This is a genomic window from Stenotrophomonas sp. GD04145 (assembly GCF_029835135.1).
In the GTDB taxonomy this organism is placed as follows: domain Bacteria; phylum Pseudomonadota; class Gammaproteobacteria; order Xanthomonadales; family Xanthomonadaceae; genus Stenotrophomonas; species Stenotrophomonas maltophilia_P.
Window position 1 is genome coordinate 18,133 of the sequence record NZ_JAODZG010000041.1, and the last position, 10,895, is coordinate 29,027.

The window sequence follows — 10,895 nt, forward strand, 5'->3', positions numbered from 1 at the left end:
ACAGTGAGAATCCTGGTAATCGAAGACAACAGCGACATTGCGGCCAATCTGGGCGACTACCTCGAGGACCGGGGCCACACCGTGGACTTCGCCGCCGATGGCGTGACCGGACTGCATCTGGCCGTAGTGCACGAGTTCGACGCGATCGTGCTGGATCTCAACCTGCCGGGAATGGACGGAATCGAGGTCTGCCGCAAGCTTCGCAATGAAGCACGCAAGCAGACCCCGGTGCTGATGCTGACCGCTCGTGACTCGCTGGACAACAAGCTGGCGGGTTTTGATTCCGGTGCGGACGACTACCTGATCAAGCCGTTCGCGCTGCAGGAAGTGGAAGTGCGTTTGAACGCGCTGTCCCGACGTGGCAAGGGGGTGCAGACCCGCGTGCTGGAAACCGGCGACCTGGAGTACAACCTGGACACGCTAGAAGTGCGCCGCCAGGGCAAGCTGCTGCAGCTCAACCCGACCGCACTGAAAATCCTGCAGGCGCTGATGGAAGCGGCGCCGGCCGTGGTCACCCGCCAGGAACTGGAAACCCGCGTGTGGGGCGAGGAACTGCCCGACTCGGATTCGCTGCGCGTCCATATCCACGGTCTGCGTGCCGTGGTCGACAAGCCGTTCGAAGTGCCGCTGATCCAGACCCGCCATGGCATCGGATACCGCATCGCCACCCCGGAAAGCTGATCCCGTGGCAACCAAGGGGGAGCGCCGGCGCACGCCGTATCGGCGCCGCCTGCGCAGTCGAATCATCGTGTCATTCGTGTTGTTGGGCTTCTGCCTGACAACACTGTTCGCGTTCGCTACCAACTGGGCCCGGATACGGGTGGAGAACCAGTTGGTCGAGGATGTGATCAACCACAACATTGAAGAATACGCCCGTCGCTTCTACGAGCACCCCGGACGCAATCCGGCCGTGCCGGTACAGCAGATCCGCGCGTATGCCTATTCGGCGGACAAGTTCGACAAGGCGCGTGAGTCCTGGCCGCAATGGGCTGACCTGCAGACCGGCAACTACAACCTCAGCGGGACCGACGAACAGGGGCAGCCGTACGCCTACAAGCTTGCCGTGCGCAAGGCCGACGATGCGTGGTTCTTCCTGGCCTATGACATGACCGACAGCATGCGCGGCAGCAAGCAGCTCAACCGCGCGCTGGTGCTGTCGGTGCTGGTGTTCAGCCTGCTGTCGCTGGTGCTGGGCTGGTGGTCGGCCTCAAAGGTGATGAAGCCGGTATCGGACCTGGCGGCCCGCCTGCGCGCCTACCGGGGCGGCACCAGCGAGCCTGAGCCGCTGGCGCCGCGCTTCCCCGACGACGAAGTGGGCCAGCTGGCCCAGGCGCTGGACGACTACTCCTCGCGATTGACCGAAGTGGTGCAGCGCGACCGGGAATTCAATGCGGACGTCAGCCACGAACTGCGCACGCCGCTGGCGGTGATCCGCGGCGCCACCGAGCTGCTGCTGACCCGTCCCGGCCTGGATGAAAAGGTGCTGCAGCGCCTGCAGCGCATCCAGCGTGCCGAGCAGCAGTGCAGTGATCTGATCGGTGCTTTGCTGCTGCTGTCGCGGAACGAGCGGGGGCAGGGCACCAGCAATGTTGCCCGCGTGGCCGAGCAGCTGCTGGACGCGCACCGCGCGCAGCTGGGTGGCAAGCCGCTGGAACTGGCACTGGAGGGCGAGCGCAACCTGGTGATCGACGCGCCTGAGGCCGCGCTTTCGGTGGCGCTGGGCAACCTCATCGGCAACGCGGTGAAGTACTCGCAGGATGGCGAAGTGCGCGTGCACGTAGGGGCCAACTCGGTCTCGGTCACCGACAGTGGTCCGGGCCTGAGCGAGGAAGATGCGGCCAAGCTGTTCCAGCGCGGTTACCGCGGTACGCACGCGGGCCATTCGCAGGGCGGCGGCATCGGCCTGTCGATCGTCAGCCGCCTCTGCGACCTGTACGGCTGGCAGGTCAGCGTGCGCCCCGGGGGCGAGCGCGGCGTGATCGCAACGCTGACGTTCTCGCCCAGGCCGCTGTAGCAGATCCTTTGCCTGCCGAGCAGGGCCCGGCCCTACAGGGACGCCTCTTCCAGGGCGTCGCTGTCGCTAACGGCATGAACGTATCTGTTCTGCACGGCCAGACACCCGGCGCGCGCACGCTCTGCCGCGTCCGCTGCGTGTCCGATCTCACGGTTCCGGGTAGTCATAGGGCAGTTGACGCTTTTACCTCCTGATTGCCGGACGTGCAGATGGCCAAGATGCCAGTCCGCGCACTTTGCTGGCTGTCAGGAGCATCGCCATGTCGCATCGCATCCGTTACCCCAACCTGCATCAACTGGTCGGTGATTCGATCAGCCAGTTGTCTCCGGACGTCGCCCAGCGCGTCGAGGACGTACTGTCCCGCTGCGACGGCCAGATGCCGGCCCAGCAGACGCCAGTCGACGCCGGCGGCGTCAGCGCCGACGCAGCGCAGCCTGCCGATCTCAGGCGCGCCGTCGAAGGTCTCGGCACCCTGACCCGGGTGATGTACGCCGCGCACATCGCGCGCACGCGGGGCGGCCAGCAGAACGTGCTGCCACCGGGCGCGATGGAAGGCCTGATTCTGGCCGCGCGGGAACTGACGTGTCACGTGCAGCAGCAGCTGCAGGCCGAGAGAATCAGGGGGACAGCCACATTGCAGTGATGGCCGGGGACGCCGCAACGACGATTCTGCAACGCCGGGCACGTGCCCGGCGTCAGCTCGCGGCCAGCGCCAGGCGCAGCAAACGTCATCGCAGGTCATGCCTGCCGAGGGAGCTGTCATGCATCATCGATCATCATCATTCACTGCCGCATGCGAGGCGTCTTCGCGTGTCCATCGGTTCTGCGGGCCAACCGCCACGCGGCTGATTGTCGAGCGATGGCATGGGCACGAGTCGTTGTCTGGGGAGTTGCGCTGCCAGATCGACCTGTTGGGTGACGAACACGAACAGGATCTGGACGACTGGTTGACGCGGCCCGCAAGCATCACCACCCGCCTTCCGGAAGGAGGAGAGGTCGTCCGCGTCGGACTGATCCGCAGCGTTGAACGTGTGGCCTGTGTTGGCAGTCTGGTGCGTTACCGCGTCCATCTGGCGGACTGGACAGCCTGGCTGCACGACAGTCGCCACAGTCGAGTATTCCAGGATGAGGACGTCGCCAGCATCATCGATACCGTGCTTTCGGAACACGCACCCCTTGCACACTGGTGCTGGCACGCTGGCAGCCCGAGTACGCTGGACCGGCGGTGCCGGGGGTATCGCGTGCAGTATCGCCAGTCGGACATGGCGTTCCTGCAGCAGCTGATGGCCGAGGAAGGACTGGGCTGGTGCATTCGAGCACGGCCTGAGGCGCCGGGTGGACATACGCTGATGATCATTGGCGACAGTACGCAATGCAGCGTGCTCCCGGGTCTTCGGCGGGTGCACCGGACGCAGCGGGTGGTGGACAGCCCGGGCATCGCGTTCCTGCATGAGTCCCGCAGGGTGGTGCCAACCCGAATGACACGCGTGACGGACAATGACGATGCGTTCCGTGTGATATCGGCAAGCCTGCCCGTGCGTGACGCGGCGGATGGTCCTTTGGAAGACTACTCGCCAGCACGCCACGCGGCGTGGCAGACCACACGTGAAGCACTGGCCGAGGTGATGCGGGAGGCTGAAGCGGCACTGTGCGACCAACGGCGCTGGACGGGCGAGGGGACCGAGCCGGACTTCGAGCCGGGCGAGGCATTCGAGGTGCTGCCGGTGCCGGGTCAGAGAGCGGCGCCCGCGCTGTTGCTTACGGCAGTGAACCATGCCGGAGTCAATCTGCTGCCGTCGGTGGCCGAACTACAGCAGGACCTGCCGGCCTGCACGCTGCCCGATACCGTGCCCGCAGCACGCGCGCAGGCACTGGGGTACGCAAACCGGTTCCAGGCCATCCCGCTTGAGCAGCGGTGGCGACGTCGGTTGGAGGACCCGGACTATCGTCCCACCGCGCCTGGACCACAGTTGGCCACCGTGCTGGGCGGCGATGACGGCGCACCGTTGCACATGGACAGCGCAGGACGCATCCGTGTGCGGTTTGGCTTCGCCACCGATGGCAGGGCGGAAAGTGGATGGCTGCGTGTCGCCCAGCGCTTCGCCGGTCCTGGCGTTGGCAGCCAGTTCCTGCCCCGCGTGGGTCAGGAGGTAGTGGTGGACTTCATCAACGGAGACATCCGCAGGCCCCTCGTGGTCGGTGCGCTCTACAACGGTCGCGGGGAATCGCGTCCGGATGCCTTGGCACTGGCCAGTGATGCGACCTCCAGCGCCCAGAACAATCTGGCCGGTGGTCAGGCGCCACGTTGGCATGCCGCTGGCGCCGGCGAATGCGCCCAGCGCAACGCGGGTGCAATCTGGGGCATCAGTTCGCAGAGCTGGGACGGCCAGGGGGGCAGCAGCCTCGAATTCGATGACAGCGACAGCCAGCTGCAGGTCAGGCTGGGTACCACCCAGCGCCACAGTTCCCTCAGTTTGGGCCAGTTGCGTCACCAGCAGCACAACTTTCGCGGCAGCCTGCGCGGAAACGGATACGAGCTGCGTAGCGACGCATGGGGATCGGTACGTGCCACGGCAGGTCTGTGGCTGGACAGCACGGCGCGAACTTCCAGTGATCCCGCGGGTCTGCGGATGGCACCGGTTGCGCTGCTGCGGCAGACCCTGGTGCTGGGACAGACGTTTGATGACGCAGCGCGGCGGCACCAGACGATACGACTGCGCGGTTGTGTCCGGCAGGCCAGCGGCTCATCGGTGTTGCAGGTTCTGGCCGACAGCGTGGCAGCGTCGCGGAGCATCAGCACCGCCGGTGAGCAGGTCCCCGCCACACGGTCGCCCGTGCTGGGCCTGTCGGCACCGACTGGCATCTGCCAGGTGGCCGGTCAGGCGTTTCAGATGGGAGTTCGGGACTGCACGCTGTTGGCCAGTGGCGGCAGCTCCGCGGCCATCGTCGTCGGCCATGCCCGCTGGCAGGGACGCCAGGCCATCGGTGTATTGGCCGGTGCGGCGCACCGCGCGGATCAGACGGGTTTGAGCGTAGTGGCCGGCGAACAACAGCTTGACCTGCAGGCCCAGGCCGACGCGGTGCTTCTGCAGTCACGGGCCCGTCTGCGGGCGACAAGCGGCCAAGGCGAGGTGCAGCTGGCGGCCGGTCGCGCCCTGCACATCGCCACTGCGGAGGGTGCCGCGATCACGCTGACTGATGGACATCTGCGGGTGACGTGCCCGGGTACGCTGACCTTCAGGGCGGGCCGGCGGACCTTCGTCGGTCCGGCGCAGGAACTGTTTCCCCTGCCGCAGTTCCCGCAGACGATCTGTGTGGAGTGCCTGCAGAAGGCGATGCAGGCCGGATTGCCATGGTCCTTGAAGAATGGTTGAGCCTGCCTGGATTGACCCATGGCAGCACACCGGGCTGCCGTGGCAGGGCACTGACGAAGAGACGGCAAACGCCCTGCCTGCACATGTTCTAGTGGACAGGGCATTCGCGCCGACTGCCTGCGAATCGCTGCACGCGCTGTCAGCCAGCATCCAGCCACTGTTCAAGCATCGCTACGCGGGCGAGGGCCTGGACCGCTTGTCGCCCTGCCTGCTCACCCTTCCCGATGATGCCCGCGCACGCGAGCGGTGCTGGCAGGCGCTGTTGGCCCTGAGCCGTGGTGCGCCAATGCTGTCCGTCCTGCGTGCTACGGCCGAACCGGAGGCGCTGATCCACCACCTGCGACGCATCTGGGAAGGCGAGTCCAGCGCGGGAGAGCCCTGGCTGCTGCGCTGGGCTGACGGGAGAGCGGCAGCCGTCCTGCTTGAAGCGTTGGATGGAGATCAACGCAGACGTGTGCTGGCCGGACTGCAGGACTGGTATCTGCCCACCCGTACAGGAGGCTGGATGCGCGTGGCAGGCGCCGGGGGACCACTGTTCGCTATCGATGCCAGCCCCTTGATGTTCACCGCCGTACAGGAAGCGGCGCTACGCCGGCAGAGCCAGGCCGATGCCATCGCCCGCTTCGTGCTGCAGCGGCCATCACTGCGACCGGACAACATGATGCCTTCACATGTACATCGTTGTGCGGAAGTCGTGCTTGCGCGCTTGGCGCGGCGCGGTATCGACCACCTGGCGCTGGCACACCGGATGACAGTCAAGGCCGTTACCGCGTGGGATGCGCGCTCTGCCGGAGAGGACGCATGAGCCCTCGATCAGGATGGAGGGTGCTGCTGTCTGCGGTTGTACGCCGTTGCGTGCCTACGGTGGGGGCGCATGAAGTGCGGCTCATTCCCGGCGAGTCTGGTGGATGCTGCGGACTGCGAAAGGATCATACCCCGCTGTGCGGCCACAACCTGGGACCCAATTGAATGACACCCCCTGACCAAATGAAGGTCGTGACCAAATTGTTGACGAGGCTTGCCCTGATCTGCCTTGCACTGCTGGCCCTGGCAGGTGTCGTGCTCAAGTTCATGGACTTCAGCATCGGGCCGACGCCTCCGGATCCCACGAAGCCAGTAATTATTGAGCCTGATACTGGCCACGACATCACCGGTGCTCCTGCAGAAATGCATTTGAAAATTGGTATCGCCAACTACTCGGATGAAGGGCTGGGTGCTGTTTTCATTAATGATGCGTGGGGTGGAGGTATTCAGCCGAAGGCCAGCAGTAACGGGCGCACGTGTTGTGTGACGCTTCCTCGTCTTTGGCATCCGGGCCTGAAGGTCAGCGTGGCTTATCGAACAAGCAGCATGTTCCTGAAAGATCCGAGTAGCTACGTGGAAAAGGACGTTCCTGTGCCGCGCTATGCCCCATTTTTTGATGGCTTCATCTATTTCATGTACTTCCCGGATAACCAGGTGCGGGTGGTGGCCACTCCCTACTCCCCAGGATATCCGGGCTTCGCTTACGACCTCGACTTCGGCGACGGACATGGTGATCCAGAAAGGATCAGGAAATTTCTGGAAGCCACTGCAGGCGAGGAGGCGAAATAGTGAGGGTAAGGGTATCTACTACGACGACAGAGCATCCGACGCGACTGAGCTCCGTTGAAGCGGCGCGATACGCAGCCTCATTGTCGGAATCTGGATCCGACTGCGGTGTGGACGTGTCAGTAGGCTGCTTCTTTGATGGGACGCGTAACCACAGGCTGGCCTCCAAGAGACGCGGGGACAAGAGTGACAGCAACGTGTCGCGGCTGTTCGATGTCTATGATGCTGACCAATTGCGCCGTGAGGGGCAACGTAGAAAAAAGTTCTCCAGCTATATCCAAGGCGTAGGCACGGAAGCGCTGAAAGAAGTTGGCGATACCGGCACCGGATGGCACGCCCGAGCCGGCGCTGCAGCAGGCTGGGGTGGCGAGGGCCGGGTGAACTGGATGCTGATGCAGGTCCAGGACCACCTCCTCGATCATTTCACAGGTATTACCGTCACTAAAGCAATGGGCTCCGGCTCCACCGTTCCCGTCGCGCGGAAGATGAGTGCCGATCTCCGCCTGAGCCTTCAGGACGTGGAGCGCTTGGCTCAGGCAGCACGAATGCGCAAATTCGCTCAGCGGCGGCTTCTGGAACATGGTCGGTGCCTTGCAGCGCGTGCGTGGCACCCACTTGGCCTGCGCCGATCACTCATCGCGCCGGGCAGTATTGCAGGAACGCCGCGCGTTTCTCGCGAAGAAGGTGGCCCCGTTCCAGGCGCAGAATCCGCGGGCGGACCGCATCCGCCTGTCGATCTTCGGCTTCTCGCGGGGCGCGGCAGAGGCACGCGTATTCTGCAACTGGCTGGGCGATGCCTGCGATCCCGGACCGGGTCCGCTGCGCCTGTGTGGCATTCCCGTGCAGATCGATTTCATGGGCTTGTTCGATACGGTCGCTTCGGTGGGTGCCGCGCAGAGCTTCTTTGAATCGGTACTCGATGGTCACGGCATGCGCCATAACCGGGGACACTGCTGAATGACGCATTCAGACCAAATGAAAGTAGTGACGAAATTGTTGACGAGGCTCGCCCTGATCGGCGTTGCGCTGCTGGCCTTGGCAGGTGTCGTGCTCAAGTTCATGGAGTTCAGGATCGGGCCGCCGCCACTGGACCCTTCGAAGCCGATCATTATTGATTTCGCTTCTGGCCATGACATCACCGATGCGCCATCGGAAATGCATCTGATGATTGGTGTGGCCAACTACTCGGATGATGGACTGGGCACGGTGTACATCAATGATGCCTGGGGCGGCGCGATGCGGGCCCGCGCGAGTGGAAATGCCGCCACTTGCTGCGTGACCTTGCCCCGTCTCTGGCATCCCGGGCTCAAGGTAACTGTGGCCTACCGCACCACCAGCATGTTCTTGAAAGATCCCACAAGCTACGTGGAAAGGGACGTCCCTGTGGCGCCCTACAAGCCCTTCCTGGATGGCTTCATCTATTTCATGTACTTCCCGGATGACCAGGTGCGAGTGGTAGCGACACCGTATTTTCCTGGTGTTCCGAAGTTCCAGTACGACATAGAGTTCGCTAGCCGTGAGCGCGACGAAGAGAGGGTCGCGCAGTTCCTGTTGGAAACTTTGCCCAAGGAGGTGGATGAATGAGAGTGGCGGCATCTTCTCCAGCTTCTGACAATATGACCGAATTGAATGATCGCGAAGCCGCTCGCAACGCTGGAGCAAGTGCGGGGTCATCCTCAGATTGTGGTACTGATCTCTTTCTTGGTTGCTTTTTCGATGGAACGCGAAACCACAGACTGAACTCCCTTCGTCGGCAAGATAAGACGGAATCAAACATCTCACGACTCTTTGATGTCTTTGACCGCGATCAAGGTTCAAATTCCGATAAGCGTGCCACCCGCTTCGCGAGCTACATCCAAGGCGTAGGCACGGAGGCGCTGAAAGAAGTCGGCGACACCGGCACAGGCTGGCACGCGCGCGCCGGCGCGGCAGCCGGCTGGGGCGGCGAGGGTCGGGTGAACTGGATGCTGATGCGGGTCCAGGACCATCTCTTGACCCATTTCGCCGAGACCACCGTCACCTCCGCCATGGGCTTTGATTCTACTGTCCCGGTCGCGCGGAAGATGAGTGCCGATCTCCGCCTGAGCCTTCAGGACGTGGAACGCTTGGCTCAGGCAGCACGAATGCCGCTGTCCAACTATCTGGCTGTCAACCAAGGCGAGAAGGAGCTCGATCTGCGCAACTCGCTCAGCGGCGGCTTCTGGAACATGGTCGGTGCGCTGCAGCGGGTGCGTGGTACCCATCTGACCCGCGCCGATCACGCGGCGCGCCGCGCGGTATTGCAGGAGCGACGGGCGTTCCTGGCGAAGAAGGTGGCCCCGTTCCAGGCCCAGAATCCACGCGTGGACCGCATCCGCCTGTCGATCTTCGGCTTCTCGCGGGGCGCGGCAGAGGCACGCGTATTCTGCAACTGGCTGGGTGATGCCTGCGATCCGGGGCCGGGTCCCCTGCGCCTGTGTGGCATTCCCGTGCAGATCGATTTCATGGGCCTGTTCGACACCGTCGCCTCGGTGGGGGCCGCGCAGAGCTTCTTTGAATCGGTGTTCGACGGCCATGGTGGTTGGGCCGCAGCCGAAGACCTGCGCATTCCCGCCGACGTACGCCGCTGCGTGCACATGGTGGCCGCACATGAAGTACGCGGTTCGTTCCCGGTGGATCTGGTGGATGGCGTGAACTGCGAACAGATCATCTACCCTGGGGTGCATTCGGACGTAGGTGGCGGGTATGCACCGGGCGAGCAGGGGCGTTCGCCGAATGACGCTGACAAGCTCTCGCAGATTCCGCTGTGCGACATGTACCGGCATGCGCTGGCGGCGGGAGTGCCGCTGGTGCCGATGGACGAAGCGGACAAGGAAACCGCAGGTCAGTTCGAGATATCCCCTGGGCTGCGCCAGCACTACAACGCCTATCTGCAGGCGATGGCGCCATTCCTGCCGGGCACGAATCCCGCGTCCAAGGCCAATCGCACGGCGACGCTGATGTACGCGCACTATCGCCAGTACCTGTTGTGGCGGCGCCAGCATCTGGATGATTTTGCCAGCCTGCCTGCCTTCCAGAGGGCGTCGGCACAGGACCGTGCGGATCTGCGCGGCGGAAACACCGAGCTGGCAATGGAAGTGAGCGGGATGCGCTACAACAACGCGACACAGCGCATCCGTAATGCACCGGTAAGCACGCCGCACCACGGCATGCTCGCGTTGCCGCCCTACAAGAGCATTCCGGCAACGGACTTCGTGCAGGCGACGCTGCGCGGCCAAAAGGAGCAGCAATGGCTGGATGGTCATATCGAGCAGATATGGGCGTCGCGGCAGGTGCCATCGGAACCCGTGGCGACGTTTCTGGATGGCTACGTGCACGACTCGCGGGCCTGGTTCAAGCCGTTCGGCCTGGACGATGACGAGTGGCTGCACGTGCAGCAGCGCGAACGTGATACCTATCGGCAGCGGATGCAGGAGTTGGACGCGATGGAGCGGGCCCACCGGCAGGAGCGGGAGCGCATGCAACGGGCTGGGCAGACGTTCCAGCCGCGGGTGCCGTTGGCGATGTCGGTGCAGGAGTTGGAGGAACTGACGGCATGGCGCAAGCACCCCGAGAATTATGACGACGCCCTGCAGCTGACGGGGCGCGAGTACTACTGGCAGTGGGGCTACCTGCGCTGGCGCACCTGCTATCTCAACCCGCCCGGTGTGGCCGTCGCGGAAGCGGCATTGCGCAGGGGGAGTGCTGTGGAAGATGCGGCGGCCTAGAAGGTCAGGCAGCGTGTGCTCGGCCTGACGGATGCTCCGCGTCGCGCGGGTTGTCGCAACCGGCGCGCACGGTGCGGCGGTATCACTTCATCAGCAGGGCCCATCACGACAAGTGCGTGATGCGTGCCGCGCCCTCGGCGTGCACCACTGCGCGAATCGCTACAGCCACCC

General features: G+C 64.1%; 10 protein-coding genes. 9 read left to right on the forward strand and 1 reads right to left on the reverse strand.

The features are described 5' to 3' along the window. The first annotated feature begins 3 nt into the window (after positions 1-3). The 6 genes from N7367_RS15775 (at position 4) to N7367_RS15800 (ending at position 6,981) form a co-directional block, all read left to right on the forward strand. Positions 4-681, forward strand: a complete 678-nt coding sequence (locus tag N7367_RS15775; RefSeq protein ID WP_053517044.1) for a response regulator transcription factor — start codon at positions 4-6, stop codon at positions 679-681. After that, positions 644-2,014, forward strand: coding sequence for a HAMP domain-containing sensor histidine kinase (locus tag N7367_RS15780; protein WP_053517042.1), 1,371 nt, complete (start codon positions 644-646; stop codon positions 2,012-2,014). Before N7367_RS15775 ends, N7367_RS15780 begins: the two co-directional genes overlap by 38 nt. Before the next feature lie 259 nt (positions 2,015-2,273). After that, positions 2,274-2,657, forward strand: a complete 384-nt coding sequence (locus N7367_RS15785) for a hypothetical protein (protein WP_065175771.1) — start codon at positions 2,274-2,276, stop codon at positions 2,655-2,657. A 118-nt stretch (positions 2,658-2,775) separates the two neighbouring features. Continuing rightward, the gene (gene tssI, locus N7367_RS15790) at positions 2,776-5,388 is read left to right on the forward strand and encodes a type VI secretion system tip protein TssI/VgrG (RefSeq protein ID WP_279942744.1); all 2,613 of its coding nucleotides are present in this window, start codon (positions 2,776-2,778) and stop codon (positions 5,386-5,388) included. Next, positions 5,381-6,193 (forward strand): DUF4123 domain-containing protein, encoded by an 813-nt coding sequence (locus N7367_RS15795; RefSeq protein WP_279942746.1) that lies wholly within the window; start codon positions 5,381-5,383, stop codon positions 6,191-6,193. The genes tssI and N7367_RS15795 overlap by 8 nt, the downstream gene beginning before the upstream one ends. A gap of 191 nt (positions 6,194-6,384) precedes the next feature. Then, complete coding sequence (locus N7367_RS15800; RefSeq protein WP_279942747.1) at positions 6,385-6,981, forward strand: DUF3304 domain-containing protein; 597 nt, start codon at positions 6,385-6,387, stop codon at positions 6,979-6,981. A 116-nt stretch (positions 6,982-7,097) separates the two neighbouring features. Here N7367_RS15800 and N7367_RS15805 read toward each other — a convergent pair whose 3' ends face one another. Further along, on the reverse strand, positions 7,098-7,559 hold the full coding sequence (locus tag N7367_RS15805) for a hypothetical protein (protein WP_279942748.1): 462 nt from the start codon (positions 7,557-7,559) through the stop codon (positions 7,098-7,100). Here N7367_RS15805 and N7367_RS15810 point away from each other — a divergent pair. Genes N7367_RS15810 through N7367_RS15820 form a run of 3 tightly spaced genes read left to right on the forward strand, consistent with a single transcriptional unit; the run spans position 7,558 to position 10,724 of the window. Next, on the forward strand, positions 7,558-7,935 hold the full coding sequence (locus N7367_RS15810; protein WP_279942749.1) for a hypothetical protein: 378 nt from the start codon (positions 7,558-7,560) through the stop codon (positions 7,933-7,935). The genes N7367_RS15805 and N7367_RS15810 overlap by 2 nt on opposite strands. An 18-nt stretch (positions 7,936-7,953) precedes the next feature. Further along, entirely contained in the window at positions 7,954-8,562 is a 609-nt protein-coding gene (locus N7367_RS15815) for a DUF3304 domain-containing protein (protein ID WP_253120064.1), read from the forward strand. A gap of 32 nt (positions 8,563-8,594) precedes the next feature. Continuing rightward, positions 8,595-10,724: a DUF2235 domain-containing protein gene (locus N7367_RS15820; protein ID WP_279942750.1), complete on the forward strand. Its 2,130-nt coding sequence runs from the start codon at positions 8,595-8,597 to the stop codon at positions 10,722-10,724. The last annotated feature ends 171 nt before the right edge of the window (positions 10,725-10,895 follow it).

Excerpts from the sequence above, each read along its gene's own strand:
- N7367_RS15780 (WP_053517042.1), top strand. The coding sequence starts at position 644 with ATGGCATCGGATACCGCATCGCCACCCCGGAAAGCTGATCCCGTGGCA.
- N7367_RS15785 (WP_065175771.1), top strand. The coding sequence starts at position 2,274 with ATGTCGCATCGCATCCGTTACCCCAACCTGCATCAACTGGTCGGTGAT.
- tssI (WP_279942744.1), top strand. The coding sequence starts at position 2,776 with ATGCATCATCGATCATCATCATTCACTGCCGCATGCGAGGCGTCTTCG.
- N7367_RS15795 (WP_279942746.1), top strand. The coding sequence starts at position 5,381 with ATGGTTGAGCCTGCCTGGATTGACCCATGGCAGCACACCGGGCTGCCG.
- N7367_RS15810 (WP_279942749.1), top strand. The coding sequence starts at position 7,558 with ATGGTCGGTGCCTTGCAGCGCGTGCGTGGCACCCACTTGGCCTGCGCC.
- N7367_RS15805 (WP_279942748.1), bottom strand. The coding sequence starts at position 7,559 with ATGTTCCAGAAGCCGCCGCTGAGCGAATTTGCGCATTCGTGCTGCCTG.
- N7367_RS15815 (WP_253120064.1), top strand. The coding sequence starts at position 7,954 with ATGAAAGTAGTGACGAAATTGTTGACGAGGCTCGCCCTGATCGGCGTT.
- N7367_RS15820 (WP_279942750.1), top strand. The coding sequence starts at position 8,595 with ATGACCGAATTGAATGATCGCGAAGCCGCTCGCAACGCTGGAGCAAGT.